This is a genomic window from Blautia sp. MSK20_18, assembly GCF_020553125.1.
GTDB lineage: Bacteria > Bacillota > Clostridia > Lachnospirales > Lachnospiraceae > Blautia_A > Blautia_A fusiformis.
Window position 1 is genome coordinate 46,357 of the sequence record NZ_JAJCGR010000002.1, and the last position, 19,229, is coordinate 65,585.

22 protein-coding genes are annotated in these 19,229 nt (G+C 45.5%); 1 reads left to right on the top strand and 21 read right to left on the bottom strand.

Features of this window, described 5'->3' with window-relative positions:
- The 14 genes from LI091_RS01600 to LI091_RS01665 form a co-directional block, all read right to left on the bottom strand.
- The gene (locus LI091_RS01600) at positions 1-2,049 is read right to left on the bottom strand and encodes a DHH family phosphoesterase (RefSeq protein WP_227589084.1); all 2,049 of its coding nucleotides are present in this window, start codon (positions 2,047-2,049) and stop codon (positions 1-3) included.
- Between the two features lie 173 nt (positions 2,050-2,222).
- Positions 2,223-2,486 carry a 30S ribosomal protein S18 gene (rpsR, locus tag LI091_RS01605; protein ID WP_021651398.1) on the bottom strand — a complete coding sequence of 88 codons (264 nt, stop codon included), beginning with the start codon at positions 2,484-2,486 and terminating at the stop codon, positions 2,223-2,225.
- 48 nt (positions 2,487-2,534) lie between these two features.
- Positions 2,535-2,993, bottom strand: coding sequence for a single-stranded DNA-binding protein (locus LI091_RS01610; RefSeq protein ID WP_015527188.1), 459 nt, complete (start codon positions 2,991-2,993; stop codon positions 2,535-2,537).
- Positions 2,994-3,066: 73 nt separating this feature from the next.
- On the bottom strand, positions 3,067-3,354 hold the full coding sequence (gene rpsF / locus LI091_RS01615; RefSeq protein WP_015527189.1) for a 30S ribosomal protein S6: 288 nt from the start codon (positions 3,352-3,354) through the stop codon (positions 3,067-3,069).
- Positions 3,355-3,469: 115 nt separating this feature from the next.
- Positions 3,470-3,664: a DUF951 domain-containing protein gene (locus tag LI091_RS01620; protein WP_022426426.1), complete on the bottom strand. Its 195-nt coding sequence runs from the start codon at positions 3,662-3,664 to the stop codon at positions 3,470-3,472.
- 49 nt (positions 3,665-3,713) lie between these two features.
- On the bottom strand, positions 3,714-4,436 hold the full coding sequence (locus LI091_RS01625) for an NAD-dependent protein deacylase (RefSeq protein WP_015527191.1): 723 nt from the start codon (positions 4,434-4,436) through the stop codon (positions 3,714-3,716).
- 32 nt (positions 4,437-4,468) lie between these two features.
- Positions 4,469-5,287, bottom strand: coding sequence for a class B sortase (srtB, locus tag LI091_RS01630; RefSeq protein ID WP_021651401.1), 819 nt, complete (start codon positions 5,285-5,287; stop codon positions 4,469-4,471).
- A gap of 176 nt (positions 5,288-5,463) precedes the next feature.
- On the bottom strand, positions 5,464-6,336 hold the full coding sequence (locus LI091_RS01635; protein ID WP_227589083.1) for a phosphoribosylaminoimidazolesuccinocarboxamide synthase: 873 nt from the start codon (positions 6,334-6,336) through the stop codon (positions 5,464-5,466).
- Between the two features lie 124 nt (positions 6,337-6,460).
- Complete coding sequence (locus LI091_RS01640; RefSeq protein WP_195274127.1) at positions 6,461-7,981, bottom strand: ATP-binding protein; 1,521 nt, start codon at positions 7,979-7,981, stop codon at positions 6,461-6,463.
- Positions 7,978-9,264, bottom strand: coding sequence for a vWA domain-containing protein (locus tag LI091_RS01645; protein ID WP_265190697.1), 1,287 nt, complete (start codon positions 9,262-9,264; stop codon positions 7,978-7,980). The genes LI091_RS01640 and LI091_RS01645 overlap by 4 nt, the downstream gene beginning before the upstream one ends.
- Positions 9,265-9,298: 34 nt before the next feature.
- A complete protein-coding gene (locus LI091_RS01650; protein ID WP_092068357.1) occupies positions 9,299-9,730 on the bottom strand; it encodes a hypothetical protein in 432 nt (143 codons plus the stop codon).
- A gap of 157 nt (positions 9,731-9,887) precedes the next feature.
- Positions 9,888-10,547, bottom strand: coding sequence for an SdpI family protein (locus tag LI091_RS01655; RefSeq protein ID WP_320442562.1), 660 nt, complete (start codon positions 10,545-10,547; stop codon positions 9,888-9,890).
- Positions 10,534-10,812 (bottom strand): autorepressor SdpR family transcription factor, encoded by a 279-nt coding sequence (locus LI091_RS01660; RefSeq protein WP_015527197.1) that lies wholly within the window; start codon positions 10,810-10,812, stop codon positions 10,534-10,536. The genes LI091_RS01655 and LI091_RS01660 overlap by 14 nt, the downstream gene beginning before the upstream one ends.
- A gap of 215 nt (positions 10,813-11,027) precedes the next feature.
- Positions 11,028-11,258, bottom strand: a complete 231-nt coding sequence (locus LI091_RS01665) for an HPr family phosphocarrier protein (protein ID WP_015527198.1) — start codon at positions 11,256-11,258, stop codon at positions 11,028-11,030.
- A gap of 157 nt (positions 11,259-11,415) precedes the next feature.
- On the opposite strand from LI091_RS01665, the gene LI091_RS01670 reads away from it, so the two are divergent.
- Positions 11,416-12,642: a 6-phosphofructokinase gene (locus LI091_RS01670; RefSeq protein WP_015527199.1), complete on the top strand. Its 1,227-nt coding sequence runs from the start codon at positions 11,416-11,418 to the stop codon at positions 12,640-12,642.
- Between the two features lie 150 nt (positions 12,643-12,792).
- Here LI091_RS01670 and LI091_RS01675 read toward each other — a convergent pair whose 3' ends face one another.
- The 7 genes from LI091_RS01675 to LI091_RS01705 form a co-directional block, all read right to left on the bottom strand.
- A complete protein-coding gene (locus tag LI091_RS01675; protein WP_118752996.1) occupies positions 12,793-13,881 on the bottom strand; it encodes a class II aldolase/adducin family protein in 1,089 nt (362 codons plus the stop codon).
- A 219-nt stretch (positions 13,882-14,100) separates the two neighbouring features.
- Positions 14,101-15,912, bottom strand: a complete 1,812-nt coding sequence (locus tag LI091_RS01680) for a S8 family peptidase (protein ID WP_015527201.1) — start codon at positions 15,910-15,912, stop codon at positions 14,101-14,103.
- 104 nt (positions 15,913-16,016) lie between these two features.
- A complete protein-coding gene (locus LI091_RS01685) occupies positions 16,017-16,787 on the bottom strand; it encodes a prolipoprotein diacylglyceryl transferase (protein ID WP_015527202.1) in 771 nt (256 codons plus the stop codon).
- Entirely contained in the window at positions 16,784-17,602 is an 819-nt protein-coding gene (locus LI091_RS01690; RefSeq protein WP_265190698.1) for an arginase family protein, read from the bottom strand. The genes LI091_RS01685 and LI091_RS01690 overlap by 4 nt, the downstream gene beginning before the upstream one ends.
- Positions 17,603-17,645: 43 nt before the next feature.
- A complete protein-coding gene (locus LI091_RS01695; RefSeq protein WP_177289898.1) occupies positions 17,646-18,590 on the bottom strand; it encodes a DUF308 domain-containing protein in 945 nt (314 codons plus the stop codon).
- Positions 18,591-18,754: 164 nt separating this feature from the next.
- Positions 18,755-18,946, bottom strand: a complete 192-nt coding sequence (locus LI091_RS01700; protein ID WP_015527205.1) for a small, acid-soluble spore protein, alpha/beta type — start codon at positions 18,944-18,946, stop codon at positions 18,755-18,757.
- Positions 18,947-19,043: 97 nt separating this feature from the next.
- A complete protein-coding gene (locus LI091_RS01705; protein WP_015527206.1) occupies positions 19,044-19,226 on the bottom strand; it encodes a PspC domain-containing protein in 183 nt (60 codons plus the stop codon).
- Positions 19,227-19,229 lie beyond the last annotated feature (3 nt).

Genomic DNA, 19,229 nt, shown 5'->3' on the forward strand with positions numbered 1-19,229 from the left:
CTATTTGTCCCCTTCCTGATATAACTGGTCTATAATTTCTTTCAGCATTCTTTCGGTCTCATCCATAGTGTCTTTCACCTGTGCACCGGCAATATTCAGATGTCCGCCGCCGCCCATCCGTTCCATCATGACCTGTACATTCACTTCATCAATGGCTCTGGCACTGATGTAAACCTCATTATTATAGCTGGTAAGAACAAAAGATGCCTTGACTCCTGCGATATTGAGCAGCTCATTGGCCGCCTGTGCTCCTACAACGGTAGGACTTTCCAGACCTTCACTCGGACATCTTGCAATGGCAAAATAATCTCTGTAGATCTCCGCAGTACGAACTGCCTCCGCTCTCGCCTTATAGGAATCAATATTATCCCGGAGCATCTTACGTACACGTGTCACATCTGCTCCGCATCTGCGCAGGAATGCTGCTGCCTCAAAGGTACGCACACCCGCTCTTGTTGTAAAGTTGTTGGTATCGATCATGATACCCGCATAAATACAGTCCGCCTCAATACTTCGAAGCTTCAGCCCGTCTGCAAAATACTGCAGGATCTCTGCGATCATCTCGCAGCTTGAGGATGCATATGGCTCCACATAGGACAGAACTGCATTCTGAATCACCTCGCTGCCGCGGCGGTGATGATCCAATACCACAATGGTCTTTGTCATATAGAGAAGATCCTGGCATTCGGTATAGCTTGGCTTGTTGGTATCCACCACAATTACTACCGTATTGTTATCCACCAGTTCTTTGGCCTGATTACTGTCCACAAACATGGACGGCTCATAATCCGGATTCTCCATAAATCCACTCATCAGCGGCCGAATGGATGTGGTCGGATCATTGATCACAATATGCACCGGCTTACCAAGAGTCTTACCGGCACGGTAAATACCGATCCCAGCTCCCAGAGCATCCACATCTGTGATCTTGTGTCCCATAACCACCACTCGATCCTTGGTGCTCATAAATTCCTTCAGAGCCTGAGCCTTCACTCGTGCCTTCACTCGGGTTGATTTCTCCATCTGCTGTGCCTTGCCGCCAATGTAGGTAATATTATTTTCATTTTTGATCACTACCTGATCACCGCCACGGCCCAGTGCCATCTCAATGGCAATTCTGGCATATTCGTAATTCTGGATATACGTAGAAGCATTCAGACCGATTCCGATACTTAATGTCACAGCCATTTCATTTCCGATGTTAACCGTCTTAACCTCATCCAGGATATGAAAACGCTGTTCCTTCAGTGTTTCCAGTGAACTCTGGCGCATGATCAGAAGATATTTATCTTTCTCCAGTTTCTTCACAAGGCCGTCAAAGTTGGAAAAATACTTGGTGATCTTTCGGTCGATCAGTGCGATAAGCAGAGATCTTCTCACATCCTCCACGCTCTCCAGTGCTTCTTCATAATTATCCAGATAAGCCAGTGCTACAACAAGCTTGTTATCCTCATTTTTCTGGATGTATTCCTTAAGTTCTGTTTCATCATAAAGATACATGGCGATCAGACTGACATTCTGGGACATATTCTCCAAAATATCCGCATGGCTGACTACTTCACCCATAGTCACCCGCTGCATGGAAACCCGATAGATCCGATCCCCGAAATGTATACTCATCTCAGAAATTTCCGGTTCATCGGCTACAGGAAGCTTGTCCGAAGTAATATCCGGGAAAACTGTGCTGATATTTTTTTTATAAAACTGATCTCTCCCCGTGATCTCTGAAAAAATACGGTTGGACCAGATCATGCGGCCTTCCATATCCATAATGACATAAGGAAGCGCCAGTTCTTCCAGCATCCGCTTTTCTACCACATCATACTGATTGGCAAATGCGATCATATCATTGATGATCAGCGGTTTGTGATATCGAAAAAGCTGTACTGCGATAAAAATATAGATCACAGTACCTACAGACACCAGAATTCCGGCCTTTACACTTACAATAAACACCAGCAGGTCCAGCAGCACGACCAGGACCGAAAGGTACAGCGGCCAGCGCATGAAGTGTTTCATAGGCCCCTTGAATTTAACTTTGTTGTTCATTGCTTTTTCCTGTTCTTAATGTAATTTAACCCACAAGTTATTTAACATTATACCAGATTCCTTATTATAATTCCATAGCAATGATAAAATCTGTTTTGCTCATAAAAAAAACAGGGCCGCTGCCTCCAGATGACTACTCATCTGTTTCGCAACGACCCCGTATAAGATCAGAATTAGTCCTGAACGTATGGCATCAGGGACATATGACGTGCTCTCTTAACAGCAACTGTCAGTGCTCTCTGATGTTTCGCACAGTTACCTGTAATTCTTCTCGGGAGAATTTTACCTCTCTCGGAAACATACTTTCTTAACTTTGCTACATCCTTGTAATCGATCTCGTTATTCTCTTTACCGCAGAATACACAAACTTTTTTTCTTCTGCGTCCGCCTCTTCTCTTCATCGGAGAATCTGGTCTCTCGCCTCTATTGTAAGCCATGATTGTTTCCTCCTATCTTATTCGTCTCATCTGTCTTGATCAGATGTTCTAATTGAACGGCAGCTCCTCATCAATTCCATCTGGAATGTTCATGAAGCCGTCGGCGCTTGCTGCGCTCGGACTCGGCATAGACGTTGCAGGTGCTGCCTCTGTTCTCGGATGAGCTGCTGCATAGCTGTCGCTTGATGCTTTGCTCTCAGCAAATTCCTGATCCTCAACAACAACCTCTGTCGTATAAACCTTCTGTCCCTCACGGTTCGTATAGCTTCCTGTCTGGATACGTCCCGTAACTGCAATTTTCAGTCCCTGTCTGAAATACTTTTCCGCAAATTCTGCTGTACGTCCGAAAGAAACACAGCTGATAAAATCAGCACTTGCCTCTCCGTCACGACGGAATCTGCGATCAACTGCCAGTGTATATCTGGCGATTGCCAGGGCATTTTCTCCTGCGGAATATCTTACCTCAGGATCTCTTGTCAAGCGTCCCATTAATATTACTTTGTTCATCGTTCTACCTCTCTTATGATTTCACTTAACTGAACAGGTTCTTAATGGTGTTTTCAAAAATCCGCTGCAAAAATTATGCCTCTTTCTTGACAACCAGGTATCTTAATACATTGTCCATGATGCGGACATGTCTCTCGATCTCCGCCGGGCACTGAGAATCTGCTTCAAACTGAATAAAATAGTAGAAGCCTTCATGCATTTTCTGAATCTCGTAAGCTAATTTCTTCTTACCCCATTCTTCAACTTCTGTGATCACGCCGTTGTAACGTGTGATGTAGCCTTTTGCTTTCTCAACTACAGCGTCACGTGCTTCGTCCTCAAGCTTAGCGCTCACAACTAATGCTAACTCGTACTTGTTCATGCTTGTCTTAACCTCCTTATGGTCTTTTGGCCCTTTGCCTGTCAAAGAGCAAGGATATGAAATATATCACGATTGTTGATTCTAGCACATCTCTCCCGTGATGTAAAGCATAAATTTAATTTTTTTCAATTTTTTTCAAATCTCGTGTATTTTTCTCAACCAGCTTACGTGCCACCATGATCTGATGTCCGCAGCCCTTGCATTTCAGGCGAAAATCCGCTCCTACGCGAAGGATCTCCCATTCTTTACTGCCACAGGGATGAGCCTTCTTCAGTGTGACAATATCTCCAACTTCATAATTTAATCCCATTTGATACTCCTCATTTTTAATTTGCAGATCATCCCAGGTTCCCATATTTTCAGACTCTTATCTGAGAAAACACCTGCCCGATCGGTTCTTTAATAAGAAGATCCGCATATTTATCCCTCGGTGTCGGTGCCTTGTTGATCACCACCAGATGATTTCCCCGGAAATAATCGATCAGACCTGCTGCCGGATATACCGCCAGAGAAGTTCCCCCGATGATCAACACCTCCGCCTCTGAGATCACTCTTACTGATTCCTGGATCGTATAGTCATCCAGTCCTTCCTCATAAAGGACCACATCCGGCTTGATCATGCCGCCGCAGCTGCACCGCGGAACACCTTTCGATTCCTTCATATATTTAAAATCATAGGATTTCCCGCATTTCACACAATGATTTCGGTAAACGCTTCCGTGAAGCTCCAGGACCTTTTTACTTCCTGCCATCTGGTGAAGATTATCGATATTCTGAGTGATCACAGCCTTCAGCTTTCCTGTTTGCTCCATCTCCGCCAGCTTAAGATGTGCCGCATTCGGTTTTGCAGTATCACAAAGCATCTTATCTCTGTAAAATTTAAAGAATTCCTCAGGTTTTCGCATAAAAAATGTATGGCTTAAGATCGTCTCCGGCGGGTAATCATATTTCTGGTTATACAGTCCGTCCTGGCTTCGAAAATCCGGGATCCCGCTTTCTGTTGAAACACCTGCGCCGCCGAAAAATACAATATTTCTGCTCTCATCAATGATCTTTTGTAATTTTTCTATCTCATTTCCCATATCATTTCCTCCCAAACTTATCCGCAAAAGCTCTACTGTGGATTCACCGCATTCACTCTTTTTCCCTGTACCACAAAACGTGTTGCCTGATTGCCGGTACAGGTTGATAATGTAACGATCTTATCCTTCACATTGGCTTCACTTGCAGTGGCATCTGTTCTGATCTCCGAATTCTGGAACATTTTTTTCTCATATTCCAGAAACTCTTTGCCAGGTCCTTTAAATAAGGTATACGTATCGCTGTTTACAGAAGTCGTATACGCTGCAATGATCTCATACCGGTAATCTTTTTCCGGTGTGAGGATCCAGAAATATTTGCTGGTATTATAAAGCGTCTCATCCGCTCTGTACTTTTTCAGCATTCCAAACATGGAACCATTCTTCATGTTGTGTCCGTACACCAGGGTATTACAATCGCTGAAATCTCTTTTGTTCTCATAATCAATAAAGATCGTTCCCGCAAAATTATAATTTTTCTCATATGTCTGGTGCAGATAAAAATTATTATCCTCTCCCTGTACCACCGGATAACTGATCTCAGGCAATGCTTCCATATAGATCCAGCCGATCACATCCTCATTGATACTCCTGAGAGAATCAAAATCAATGCTCACAGGTGCTACAGGCTGTTCATCCGGCTGATCTATCTCTTCCACCTGGTCCGGATCACGTTCTGTCACTGCCATTTCGGAAATGCTGTTATATTCATCGGTTCCTTTTTTATATTCTGTATAAATATGATAAAGGTTAAAAGCTGCATAACAGAAAATACAGATTGCCACGATCAGAACGATCGTCAGAATATGATCTCCAACTGTTTTTTTCTTTTTCACCTTGTTTTTCCTGCTCATAATCACACTCCTTTAAATCTGTCAGGATCATCTGGTTTCTGTATTTATTATAAATATCCCTCCGTTTTCTTGCAACCGTTTTGTTTTTGTCCTGTTTTATACAGAAAAAAGCCGCCTCGGAATGGGCATCCGAAGCGGCTTGTAAGGTATGTTCTATTTCAGAGCTGCTGTTATTTTCAGGCCAGTTCTTTTCCTGTAAGCATTTTGTATGCCTGGAGATATTTCTCAATAGTCTTGTCAACGATCTCCTGCGGAAGTGTCCAGTCGTTGTCCGGATTGGCTTTCAGCCAGTCACGTGCAAACTGTTTGTCAAAGGATGGCTGACCATGTCCTGGTTCGTAGCCTTCTGCCGGCCAGAAACGGGAGCTGTCCGGTGTCAGCATCTCATCACCGATGACCATGTTTCCGTCCTCATCAAGACCAAACTCGAATTTTGTATCTGCAATGATGATTCCCTTGCTGAGTGCATACTCTGCACATTTTTTGTAAAGAGCAATGGTGTTGTCACGAAGCTTTTCTGCATACTCGCGTCCTTTTCCCGGGAAGTATTTCTCAAGATGATCGATACTCTGCTCAAAGGAAATATTCTCATCGTGATCACCGATCTCAGCCTTGGTAGATGGTGTGTAGATCGGCTCAGGCAGCTTGTCGGATTCCTTCAGTCCCTCTGGAAGCTTGATGCCGCATACAGTGCCGTTCTCCTTGTAGCTTGCCCAGCCGCTTCCTGTGATGTATCCACGTACGATACACTCGATCGGCAGCATGTTCAGTTTACGGCACATCATGGATTTTCCTTCGAATTTCTCCTGCTGGAAAAACTCCGGCATATCCTTGGTATCTACAGAGATCATGTGGTTCGGAAGAATGTCCTCAGTCATGTTAAACCAGAATTTGGACATCTGGGTCAGTACAGCACCTTTCTTTGTAACTTCGTTATTCAGAATTACGTCAAAGCAGCTGATACGGTCTGTTGCAACCATGATCAGACTGTCTCCATTGTCATAGATCTCACGTACTTTACCTTCTTTGATTGGTTTTAATTCCTGCATGTTCTCACACCTCATCATTCGGTTATTTGATTTTTGTTTTCGACACCGTTACCGTATCACCTCACAAGCCCTCCTGTCAAGATGTCAGGCCCCTTTCAGTCATAAGTATTCGTTAAGGGATCATTCATATTTCTAATAGCGACGCACATTCCTCCTGAAGCTTTTTCTCCTGCTTCCGGTAAAGAAGCTTCTCACTACAGGCAAAATAAGGATCACAGCCATACTCCCGGATAAAGGCCGCCGCATGGCTGTTCCTGGTCAATCCGGTGACAAAAAGCACCGTTTCCTGTCCGTCCCCGAAGCATTCCTTCATAAATCTAAATGCCTGTTCCAGCTCCCCGCTGATCTTTTTCGCACAGGCTTTTCTCTTCTCCGCCATTTCCGTAAACAGCTGCCGGATCCGTTCAAAGCCAGCCTCTGTTTCTGTGATATGCTCCTTTCGGATGGTAAGGCTGAATTCCTCCAGAGTGCGGATCACAAGCTCTTCCGTAGTCTGCTGATCTGCGGTGAGAAGCTCCGCCTCCAGACGGACAGCCAGACTTTTCTTCTTCATATCTGTAAATTCATCCAGCGCTGTCATGTCCTTTTTATCCTGAAGAAAAGCTTTCAGATGCAGAAGTTCCTGATAAACAGCACCTGTCTCACCATCCATCTTCTCATAGGTCAGAAACCTTCCGTTCAGACCGTCAAGCAGAAGCCCTGTCACAAGGAAGCGTTCCTCAAAGGAAGCATCCTTCGCCATTTTTACCTTTTTCTGCTGTTCCTCCTCCGGCATCTCTCCGGAAAGCAGACGTTCCAGGCCATAGTCCTCTCCGTACTTCCGGTACAGCTGATAGCTGGCAAAAAAGCTTCTTGCGATCTCCTCTCTGCATAAATACTCCCCGACCAGATTCTCTGTGATCTCCACGCCCAGCTCCTCATAAGCCTTCAGGATCTCAGACAGGTCTTCCCAGCCCCTTGCTGTCACGAAGAATTTCCCGTCCACTGTATTCTCCACAGAATAAAAATGATCCTTTTTCATGCCGAGATAAGCCAGGATCGATCCGTGGATCTCCTTTTTCCAGGCATACTCCATCCACACCTCAAGATCTGCCTCGATATCCATCCTCCGCACACGGTCCAGTGTTACAATATCAAACTCCCGGACCGATTTATTATATTCCGGAGGATTTCCTGCTGCCGCGATCAGCCATCCTTCCGGCACGCTGTGGCTTCCGAAGGTCTTGTTCTGAAGGAACTGCAGCATGGTAGGCGCCAGTGTCTCGGAGACACAGTTGATCTCATCGATAAACAGGATTCCCTCCTTCTTTCCGGTACGTTCCATACAATCATACACAGAAGCAATGATCTCGCTTAAGGTATACTCTGTGATGCTGACCTCTTTTCCATTGTAGCACCGGGTCACGATCCTTGGCAGTCCTACCGCACTCTGTCTTGTATGATGGGTAATGGTATAGGCTACCAGACCTACATTACATTCCTCTGCCACCTGCTCCATGATCGCTGTTTTCCCGATTCCGGGAGGCCCCATAAGCAGGATGGGACGCTGCCGGAGTTTGGGAAATGTGTAGCGTCCGGCTGCATCCTTCCGGTTGTAAGCCAGTAAGGTATGTTTGATCTCTTCTTTTGCCTCTTTTATGTTCATGTTCTGTAACGCACTCCTTCCTGCTCTGCCACAAGCCGGATCGCCCAGGGCGGAACAAGCTCCATTTTTTCTGTTTTATGTAAAAATACAAAGGCCGTCTCATAATCCGGTTTGCTTCCGGGATATATCCCATCCCCGTCTGTAAAATAGATCAGAGCCTTAAGACTGCGGATTTCTTTTTTCTCCTGCTGCTCCTTCACATACCGGAACACCGGCCGGAAATCCGTTCCGCCCCGTCCCTGTATGGTGATATTTTTGCTGTATTCCTTCCATTCTTCCTCGAAATGGATCACCTTAACATCCTGGATACAGCAGTCACACTGGATCAGGTACACCTTCATTTTATGGAAAAAATTCTCTTTTTCACTGAGAATGGAATACGTTTCTCCAAGGAATCTCCGCACAGTCTCTCCATCACAGGAGCCGGAAGTATCAATGGCGATCACCAGCTCCTCCAGACGGTTCACTTCCTTATATTCCAGCGGCTCGATCAGCGGAAGATTTCCATAATGCTCCATCCCGTAATTATAAAAAATATAATCAAAGCTTTCCGTATCCAGCTCCACCTCTTCCCGCAGCACAGAAAACTGACGGAGAAACTTTTTGTAATCGTATCTTCCGGATCTTACCGTTCCTGCCTCTTCCTTCTGGTCCCCTTTCTGGCATCCCCGCCGTTTCCGGTGATCCTGACGGTTTGCGGCAGTATAGGAAAGAAGCTTGTTCCATTTTTCCTTTGTTCTTTTTCCTTTTTCTCCTGTGCAGGTGTCCCACAGGGTGTGATCATCAAAATGAAAGGCTTCCTCCAGTTCTTCCAGGTGAAACGGAAAAGCCTGTTCCTTCAGCTTCCGGCATATCTTTTCTGCGGAATCCGACCTGTCTCCCAGAATATGAAAAACCTTTTCACGGATTTTTTTCGCATCGCCGCCTGTCTCCAGAATCGGGATCTTTTCCCTGGAAATGATCTGTTCCACCGCAATATCACAGGCCAGGTTCCATAAGCGTCTGTCCTCCTGATCCTCCCGAAAAAGGTGCAGATACAGACAGTGCAGCAGCATATGAAGATAACCTCTTCGCACTGCCTCCGGCTTTTTTACATAAAGCTTCAGAAGATATTCCGGGGAAAAAAGAAAAAAAGCTCCATCTGTTCCAATAGTTCCGGTCTGCTCTGAGCCCTTCCCGGAAATGCAGGCAAAAGCACCGTCCAGATATGGAAAATAGTAGTACAGTTCGTTCCTTATATTTTCCAGGATATGTATTCCAAGCTCTTCCTGCCTCCGTTCCACCGAATCCGCCTCCATTCCCGATTTCCTGAAAAAATCACAGCTCGAATTTCTTCTCTTTAAATCCATAATTTGCTTTTTTCAAATGGAGAAGTCCCATCAGCGCTGCAGGTCTCCTCCACTCTTCAGCCAGTTTCAGGAACACCTCCAGCTCCTGTTCCCCAAACCATTCGTTCTCATAAAGCTTCTCGATCTTTTCCCAGTCATCTTCCAGGATCAGGCGTTCCACAGCCGGACGGATCCTTTTCTTAAGATATGCTCCATAATGCGCGCGTTCCTCTTCCTCCACACCTTCCTCCAGAAAATATCCCCGCAGGGCAACTGCCAGCCGCAGCGGCTCCTGCTTGGTACTTCCGAATTTCCGGTAAAGATGAATGGCCTCTTCTTTGGCATCCTCGTTCTCCGCCCGCATTTCAAGAGCAGTGGCAGCAACTTCCACATCTTTTTGAAAACGGCTTAATTCTGTCATAATGATCCCTCCTGTCTGCTGTCTGTTTATAGTGTTCGAGGAAATGCTTTTGTATGACATTATCATATCACGTACCGCTTTGTTTGAACATTATTTTTTGATAAAAAAGAAGCCGCCACTGCCTTTTTTCTGACAGTGACGGTCCGAAATTTTTTTCTCAGATTCCCTTTTTATAAAGAATAAATGAATAGATCATTGGCACAAGGATGACCAGCAAAATTACCGCAAAAACAATTTCCGTTTTCAGGAGCAGCGAATTCATAAGAAAAAGCAGTCCCGACAGGATCAGTATCCAGCCTGTCATACGGTTGGTACGGTTCCAGTTCTCCTCACTGTTCAAGGTCCAGGGAAGCTTCATTCCCACTGTATAATTCTGTTTCACCTTATGAACGTAATTTCCGAGAATGATAAACATGATCCCCACCATGATATTCACGATCACACCTATATCAATGTCCATACCCAGAGCAAGACCATAGATTGACATGCAGGTGATCACAGACACCACCGGAACCAGCCACAGGACCATGGTAAAAATACGCCTGTTGATATTTTTTCTCTTTGGATCATTGGCTGTAAAAAACACGCAAAACAGATGGATCAACAAAAGCAGAAATGGAATTCCAAAAACTGCCATCGGCTTGCTGCTCCAGCCGTTGGCCAGATTGTGCTGATCAAAATGTGTTGCGATCTTCTCCGGCAGACGGTTCCACAGCAGGATCCCTGCCAGTGACGGTGAGATCGTAAGGATACTCCCGGAGATCAGGGACATTTTATATTCCTTCAGAAACTCTTTTCTTTCTTCACCTTTCATCATTCTTTCCCCCTTTCAGATCACTGAGCCACAGAAGCAGCTCCTCTACAACTGTGGTATTCAGTTCGTAATACACGAAATTCTTCACCTTCGTTTCCCACACAAGATCTGCTTTCTTCAAAATTTTCAGATGATAGGATATGGTTGCACCTGTCATGTCAAAATGTCCTCCGATCTCACCGGCTGACATTTTCCCGTTTTTCAGAAGCTGCAGGATTTCTCTCCGCACAGGATCCGAAAGTGCCTTGAAGGTTTCCGCAAACGCCATCGTGTATATCTTCTTCCTTTTTGATAGTATTTAGAAATATTTCTAAATAGAATATAGCATTTTCGGATTTCCCAGTCAATAAGTATTTAGATTTTTTTCTAAATACTCACATTTGTCATCTATAAAAAATGAGAATACCGACCATCGCCTCTGCGACCTTACGATATCCTCATTCACCATCGATCAACCATTATTTATTTTTTCCCCTCTTAAACCTACCTCATGCAAAAACCAAGACTGGATGTGATCTCCGGCGCAAGCTCCGGCACATGTGCACAAAAGTCCATCTCTCTTCCAAGGCCAATGGATGCAACTCCAAGAATGGATTTGCCATTTACCGTTCTGCTTCCCCTTTTCAGATCCACTGCAAACGGAAAATGCTCCGTCACATCAAGAAAACGGTTCACTTCATCCATGCTCTCAAACTGTACTTTTTTTACTGTCATCGTTTTTTTCACCTCTTTTCTCTATCTATACTACTATTTTACTATGATATAATTATTTGTATAGAGTAATTTTTTTATAAAAAAGGTGATTTTTTTAGATGTTATCTTCTCCTATTTCTGTTACAATATAAAAAAACAACACCCAGGAGGTATCAGAATGTCAAAAAAGAACCTTATCGCAGGACAGTCCGGCGGACCGACCGCAGCTATCAACAGCAGTCTTTACGGTGTGGTATCTGAAGCACTTAAACATACAGAAGAGATTGACCATGTTTATGGTATGGTCAACGGCATTGAGGGATTTTTAAACGGAACAGTCCTTGATTTCCAGGAAGCACTTCCGGGAGAGCAGCTTCTCGCTCTTACCTGGACCCCCGGCGCTTACCTTGGCTCCTGCCGTTACAAGCTTCCGGAATCCCTGGAGGATCCGGTTTATCCGAAGCTTTTTCAGAAATTCGAGGAGATGAACATCGGCTGGTTCTTTTATATCGGCGGCAACGATTCCATGGATACCGTCAGCAAGCTTTCCCGCTATGCTGAAAAGATCGGCAGCGACATCCGTATCCTCGGTGAGCCGAAGACCATTGATAACGATCTTGTAAACACCGACCATACTCCCGGATTCGGAAGTGCTGCCCGCTACGTAGCCTCCACCGTCCGTGAGATCACCCTGGACGCCTGTGTCTATGAGAAAAAATCCGTCACTATCATCGAGATCATGGGACGTCACGCAGGCTGGCTCACCGGAGCTGCTGCCCTTGCCCGGAAATACGTTGGAGACAATCCGCTTCTCATTTATCTTCCGGAAACCGATTTCGATGTAGAAGAATTTCTCCAGAAAGTTCATGCTGCCTTCGAGAAAAACTGCAACGTCGTAGTCTGTGTATCTGAGGGAATCCATGATAAAGACGGCACTTTCATCTGCGAATACGACAGCGCTGCCGGAACCGACGCCTTCGGTCACAAGATGCTTGCTGGCTGCGGTAAATATCTTGAGAATCTTGTACGCAGCCGTCTTGGTGTCAAAGCCCGCTCCGTAGAGCTCAATGTAAGCCAGCGCTGCTCTGCAGCTATGCTCGCCGGAACAGACCAGCAAGAAGGCATCCTCGCCGGTGAATTTGGTGTACAGGCTGCCCTGAACGGCGAAACCGGAAAGATGATCGCATTTAAACGTCAGAGTGATTCTCCGTACTCCATGAAATGTACACTGGAGGATGTCAACGTTATCTGCAACGAAGAAAAGACGGTCCCTGTGGAATGGATCACAGAAGACGGCTCCGATGTCACCGAAGACTTTATCCGCTATGCCCGCCCGCTGATCCAGGGAACTGTAAATGTTCCGGTTGGCGAGGATGGACTGCCGGCGTTCGTGTATCGGAAATAAGATTTGTGGTAATGCGGATAAAAATATCCACATTTGCTGCGTAACTCTGTCCTGAGTAACTGTTTATCCGTCATTCGATAAAAAATGCACCGGGAATTCCTGATAGTTCCCGATGCATTTTCTTTATTTCTCTCTATATATTTTTCTTTTTTATTTCTTACTGCGGTATGCTTCTGCTTCCCAGTGTGTGATAAAATATGTGATCTCATCGGTCATCTGCAGCGGGCCGCCAAAGCTCTCTGCATACACTGCAAGCTTGATCGCATCCTTTACCAGAAGCTGTGCCTTTGCTGCCTTTCCTTTGTCATCTTCCATGATAAATGCGCCAACGCCCTGTACCAGGATCAGTCTTGGCTCTTTATCATGCTCTGTCATAAATGCATCCAGCGCATTTTTCGCCTCATCAATATTTTCTACAAATAACGGATAAGGTCCGCAATATACAATATGATCCGGAGTAAACGGCTTCAGAAGAGGTGCCGCAGCAGTTTTATCTTTTACAAAATGATCCGCCTCCGCAGCCGGTACGACTTCCACCGCATGTCCAAGCAGACTGGAAAGCTTCTGTGCTGCCTGCTCTTTTTCAGGTGTAACTGCATCACTTACATCCGCAGTTCTCTTTACCTGCTTTTCCAGCTTTCCGATCACACCATCGAATAAAACGCCGATCTCCTCTACAGTATCAGCCGCAACAAAAATTCCGTGATTCTGAAGCAGAAGAACCTGCACATCTTTTCCTGTTTCTTCTTTATAGGCATTCATTTTCTCGAAGCAGATGCGGGCAAGTGTGTATCCCGGTTTGCAGATATCGATCCAGAGTACATCTTTTCCAAGAAGCTCTTCGCAAAGAGCCTTTGCGCCCTTTCCGCAGGTCAGTCCATTGATAAGTGTCGGATGAACATGCAGGACATACGTATAGGCAAACAGATTGTGGAGCAGTGCTTCCACGCTGGGACGTTTGGTTTTATCCTCATCGGTCACTGCCGCCATTACATCTGCAAGATATGCAGATTCACGCTTCACATCATCCGCCGGATATTCCGTTTTCATGATCTCATTCAGACGGGCTCTGTCCATTTTGACAAATTCCTCTGCCTTAATGGTAGCAAGCTGAGTACCGGATCCCTTTACATACAGTGTTGTATCGTCTTTTACAGAAGTATTACCGCCTCCTGCCAGAACATAGGCCGGATTGCTTCCGTAAGTGTTTGACATTTTTACCAAAGTTGAAAGCTCCATAAGTAAAATTCCTCCCTGTTGTGTCATTATATGATTTTTCCATATATTTATAGTACACGATACAAAGTGAATTATCTATATGAATATTTTTTCCAAAATTAGTACTTTCGTATCCTTTTTTATTTTTCCAAATGTAATATCTATGCATCTTGTGCATCTACTCTTTCCAAAGGAAATGATCTGTTTCTGCTTTTCATATTTTTTCCAGCTCGCATCCTCTCACGTCAGCAGTTCAAAGGTATGATACAGATCCACCTTCCCATACCCCCACTCCGGGTTTGGGTACTGCATGTTTTCTTCTCTTCTTGCGCCTCTCTGCAGATAATATTTCACGCTGCTCCCGGTAAAAAACGGCTGGTTATCCCGTATGATCGCCCATTCAAACAGAAGTGCCGCGATGCCGGCGGTCTGTGCGGCGGATATACTGGTTCCGGAGCGGGTTCCAAAGTCGCCTCGTACCAGCGGCACTTTTACGTTAACGCCAGGAGCTGCCAGATGTGGAGTTATCATGCCATCTGGCGTATAGCCTCTGCCTGCTGCAATGTAGATGCTTCCGTCACGATGCTGGTAGGCAGTTGCCGTAATGCTGTTCCTGGCGTCTCCCGGCGCTGTCACCGTGGTATAGGGGGATGGTTCCAGAAAATAGGTATCCTGGGAGATCAGCCCTTCCACAGGAAGCCATATATGGAACTGTACGTTCTGTTGATTTCTTGCCTGGGTAAAAATTTTCCAGATACCGGACGCCGGATGGAAAAATCGGATATACACCAGGGAATATCCGGTCTGACGCTCGATCAAGATATAATTCACATACACCTTTGTTTCCACAAAAACAAATGACAGCTCCTGGGTTCTGGAACCTATGGAACTGCTGACTTCCAGTATCTCACCGGTTGGTGACTGGATGGAAAGCTCATAGATTTCCGGCGGTTCTCCCCAGAATTCTATGGTAAAGCCCTGCTCTCTTTCCGCTACACGGAGTTCTGTCACGATCTGTTCCCTTCCCTGAGAAAAAATCCCCGTACTGTGGTTTCTTGTATTTCCTTCGTTTCCTGCTGCCACAGATACGGATACCTGAGAAAAATTTGCCACATAGTCCACATACTGGCTTAACGCATTGGTCCCCAGATGCGCGCCCTGGCTGCTTCCGATCCCCAGGCAGATAGAAAGTGGCATCTTCAGCTTTTTGGCCTGGGAAATCGCAAAAGCAATGGCCATCATCACATCATTTTCCTGAAAAGCTTCTGCCTCCGGAGGATAAAGATAAAAATTCCGGAGATATTGCTTTGCCGGCTTTACCTTGATGATGATCAGGGTTGCCTCCGGCGCTGCTCCGGTAAAATTTTCTCCGGGTACCATATTTCCGGCAGCAATACCCGCCAGTGCCGTGCCATGGCCGTTGGTATCTCTGGATGGCACGATGGCAAACGGCTCCTCGGAAGCCAGTGCCCGGTCGATATCCTTTTTCCGGAATAATTTGCCATATGGAACTTCTGTATCTGCTATATCATCCCCCGGCAAATTATCTGCATCTCCATTTTCAGCTTCCAACTCCCGTCCAGACTGATTTTGTTCTTCCTCTTCTATGGACTGATCCCATAAATAAGCGATTCTGGAGCCGCCTGCATTTCGAAACACTTCATTCTGATAATCAATCCCCGAATCGATCACCGCCACCGCAGTACCTTTTCCACGCAGCTTCAGATAAGGGTGATCGTGCAGCCTGTTGATCCCTGATTCCCCTGCTGCCTCCATATCCATGTAGGTATAACATTTCGGGATCGAATTATAGGAGGTTCCCGTGACCTCAATTTCTCCCATACTTTCCAGCGGAACATAAAGAACCCCGAAAATTTCATTGATCGCCCTAAAAGATGCCCCCGGAAAAAGTTCCATAGTATCCTGGACATTCTGCATATATTTCACGATAAAATCCCCGAAGCGCTGACTCTGTGCCGGATTTTCCGTCTGCGCTCCGGGGATCTTATCCTCTGTTTTCATATTTGGTTCAAAATCTTCTTTTCTGAGCATGACAGGCCTGCTTTCGCCTTTTTCATAGATGTATGCAGCGAAAACCTGTCCTTATACCACTATTGTCCAACTTTTTCCTGATACATGGGACTTCCCTGATCCATTTAAACACTGCTCTTGCTATCTCTTTTTTTCCTGATCCGTATCAGCAGCACGATCCCCGCAATCCCTGTAAAAATACTGATAAACTGGGAAGTCGACAAAATTCCCACACTTCCACGGATAATATCCCCACGGAAAAACTCGATCACAAACCGTCCAATGCTATAAAAGATCAGATAACAGGCAGTAACCTGACCATCTTCTTTTTTGTTCCGTGCGATCAGCAACAACAAAAGAAAATGCAGAAAATCCAGTCCGCTGGAATACAACTGCGTCGGGATCAGCGCCACGTGATTGGGCGCATATTCGGAATTCTGAAATATCACAGAAAAAACACTCTCTGTCTCTTTTCCATAACAGCAGCCCGCCAGGAAACATCCGATCCGTCCAAATCCCTGGGCCAGTGCCACAGATGGCAGGATCACATCCGCATATTTAAAAAATACAAGCTTTCTGATCCTGCAATACAGAAGCCCCGTCAGTATACCGCCGATGATACCGCCAAACACCACAAAACCGGAGCTTAAAGTTTCCATTATAAATCCCGGATCCTGAACAATTGATTTCCACTCTGTGATCCAGAAGAGAAGCTTTGCACAGAAAAATCCACCCACCAGGCACCACAGGATCATTGGAAAGATCTGTTCACTGTCAAGCTTCTGTTTTCCGGCTCTATATTCTGCAGTCAGGCAGCCTGCCAAAATTCCAATGGCGATCATCAGACCATAACCGTATACCGTAAATGGCCCGATGGTAAGAAGTTCATTTTTCATCGGTTTCCTCCTGTTATCTCATTCTTATTTCCGTCATGATCTTCGCTCCCGTATGCGGACAGAAAACACTCCAGCAATGCAGCATTGGCCCGGTCATTCAAGGCGCTGTTTCCAGATTCTGCTACATCACATTCACCACAGATATCCACGCCCAGGATTCCCTCTGCACATATTTCTCTGACTCTCTTCAGACATTCCAGCATCGTATTCAGGCGCATATCCCCCTGGCTCCAGTTCGTGTCCGCATCATCCTTGCAGAGAACATCTTTATCCACAGAAATGTACAGCGGCAGCTTTCCCACATGCTTGCTTACAAACGCACACACCTGCGCCTCTTCCATTTCCAGAAGCTTCTCTCTGCTCAAGAATTCCACCTTTTCCTGAATCTCCGATTCCACTCTGGAAAAAGCTTCCTCATCCGGGCCGATCAGGATCACCCTTTTAAGCAATGGAAGTTCCATAACAGAATCGTAGATCCATCCTCCGCAGGAAAGCAGACCTCCGAATGCCGGCGGCTGCATATCCGTGTGATTGTCAAATACAAGAAGCGAGAAAGGCTCCGATATCTTTTCCAGCCAGATTCTTGTCATATAGTGATAGTTTCCGGAATCAATAAAATGGATCTCCCCGGAAGAATAAGGGGCAATGCGACTGCGGATGGCATTCATCGCATCCTCATCACAGTAGCAGTTGGTTCCGGGAATGTCCCTGGCCTCCACCCGGGATACTTCTTTTCCCCTCCAGAACTGCTGATCCTCATATATTCCGGAAAAATCCATCATCAGTATCTTTATATTTTTATCTGTATTTTTCATGTGCACATCTTACCACGGAATGGCAGATGATGCAAGAGAAGGGTCAGTCCTTCCACTCTTCCAGTTCTTCATCGGAACCGTCCAGAAGATCCTTCAGGCTGCCGGTTTCCGCCTGGTCTTTGCCTACAGCCCAGAGCTTCATCTCCACATTCTCCGGTTCTTTTTCCCATCGGGAATTCTTCTGCTTTTGCTCTTCTTCCGGTTCTGTGGATTCTTCTGTCTCTTTTCTGTCCGCAGAATATCCGTCTGCATCCTGCGCCGGCATAGCCGCTGTAGTCTCTGCTGTAGTTTCTGTTGGATATTCTGTTTCCTTCCCACTCTGCTGCTCACTCGGCGCATTTTCATCCTGGGTTCTTGTATCATTTGGCATATCCATATCTGCTGTTTCATTTACAGCATCTGAACTGTCCGCACCAGCCTCTTCCTTCTCTGCCTCCGCCTTTTTCGCGATTTTTCGAAGTCCCAGCTTCATAATAATAAAAAATACGATATCCGCAGCTCCGTCACACACCAGCACCCAACCGGAAAAGATCAACAGCGTCATGATCTTTGGAAATCTTCCAAACAACATCACAATTCCAAGTGCAATAAAAACAAGACTGCCGATCAGAAGCACACTCCATGCACCGCGTCCACCTTTTTTCAGAAGAAAAGCACCTTTAAATTTCCACAGACTGTCAACCAGTACAAATGCACTGAGCATCCATGGAAGCAGTTTGATCACGATGGAAGGTGTCATAAAAAGGAACACACCCAGTACGAAAACAACCACACCACTTAAAAGATCCATGATCGTAGCTTTCGCTTTTCCACTTATGTAAATATAGATATGATAAATGCCAACTCCGATGAGGATCAGCCCAAATACCACTTTACAGATCACATCCACCGTCTGCGTGGGGATCAGGATCAGGCAAAGTCCCAGCAGTATATAAAATACTGAGGAGATGATCTCACCCTTCAGAATGTTATTGATTTTTTCACCCATGTTCATACCTCCTCTGTTATTCCAACAGTATAGCTCTTTTCCACTGGTCAGTCCACCCTGAACCGTCAAAAAAATTTCTTTTTTCCAGAAAAATATTCTTATAATTTAATACAGCCCGAAGGACTTTTCCGGCGTCATTTCGCCTTGTTCCTTCAGGCTGTATTTTACTTTTTATGTTTCTTCTTTTTTGTCATAAGACCACCGATCCGTCCGGTTTCTTTTGCAGAAAGGCTTTTCCACCCGTCTTTGATCACTTTATCCAGAACTCCCATCTCATCGGCAATCTCGTATTTCAGTTTTTCCGCCTGGGAAAGCTTTCCCTCAAGATATGCTTTTACTTCTTTCTCCCTGTTCATCTTCCACACTCCTCATCTTTTTTATGGAGTATGGACAATTTCCGGATAAATTATGCATTCTGAAAAATATGTCCGTCCTTTATGGGTACTGTCATTTTTAATCCGGGATAATGATCGCCGCAATGATATACGCCAGGATTCCGGCTCCGCCCATCAGCGTGATGATCACCCATACCAGCCGGACAAGAGTCGGATCGATATTAAAGTATTCCGCAATTCCGCCGCAGACACCACATAACATACGGTTTACTGATGATTTGTAAAGTTTTTTGTTGCTCATAAT